At 61.0% G+C, this 787-nt stretch carries 2 protein-coding genes; both read right to left on the bottom strand.

The features are described 5' to 3' along the window. Positions 1–389, bottom strand: a 389-nt coding sequence (locus tag RF638_RS16040; RefSeq protein WP_368842465.1) for an IS3 family transposase, incomplete at its 3' end; no start/stop codon positions are given. A 35-nt stretch (positions 390–424) separates the two neighbouring features. Further along, a complete protein-coding gene (locus RF638_RS16035) occupies positions 425–739 on the bottom strand; it encodes a transposase (protein ID WP_368842464.1) in 315 nt (104 codons plus the stop codon). Positions 740–787: the final 48 nt, after the last annotated feature.

Genomic DNA, 787 nt, shown 5'->3' with positions numbered 1-787 from the left:
GCCAGATACAGCCACCCCTGCCACGTCCGCAGATACGTGATGTCGCCAATCCAGACAGCGTTCAGGGCCCCGGTGTCCCATGCCCGGTTGACCGCATCAGGCGGATAGGCGTCAACACTGTCGATGATCGTGGTGGAGCGCCATCGCTTCGGACAGATCCCACGCAACCCGAGCCTCCGCATCGTCTTGGCGACCGTCTTACGGCTGATGACTTCACCATCGGCACGCAGATCGGCGAGGATCCGTGGCGCCCCGGAAACTTCATCGGATTCCCCGTGGAACCACGCGACCTTTTGCTCGATCCGTTCACGACGAACCGCCTGCTTCGACGGGACCCGTTTGATCCACGCGTAATACCCAGATCGTGACACTTCCAGCAGTCGAGCCATCCGACTGATCGTGTGGTTGTTCTTCTCCGCGTGCATCAACGCGAACGCTTCTCGTTCGTATCCGATGCTTCCTGGGCGAAGAAGAGGGAGGCTTTTTTCAGGAACGCCCGATCCATCTTCAGCTCGGAGTTCTCCTTGCGCAGCCGCGTCAACTCGGCACGTTCGGTCTCCGACAACGGGCCCTCAGCAGCCTCCTGGCGGCTCTTGAACAGGTTGACCCACCGGCCCAACGCCTGTTCCCCGATACCGAGTTCGCGAGCGACCACAGCGACCGGCCGGCCAGTGTTGATCACCAGCTTCACGGCCTCGTCCTTGTACTCAGGAGAGAACTCCCGACGCTGTCTTCCCATGATGAACATCCTCTCTTACAAGGTGTCCACCGCCCGGGGTCAAGGCCA

It is taken from the genome of Kocuria sp. CPCC 205235, from assembly GCF_040980905.1.
Taxonomy (GTDB): domain Bacteria; phylum Actinomycetota; class Actinomycetes; order Actinomycetales; family Micrococcaceae; genus Kocuria; species Kocuria carniphila.
This window is presented reverse-complemented; position numbering and strand designations above follow the sequence as displayed.

Excerpts from the sequence above, each read along its gene's own strand:
- RF638_RS16035 (WP_368842464.1), bottom strand. The coding sequence starts at position 739 with ATGGGAAGACAGCGTCGGGAGTTCTCTCCTGAGTACAAGGACGAGGCC.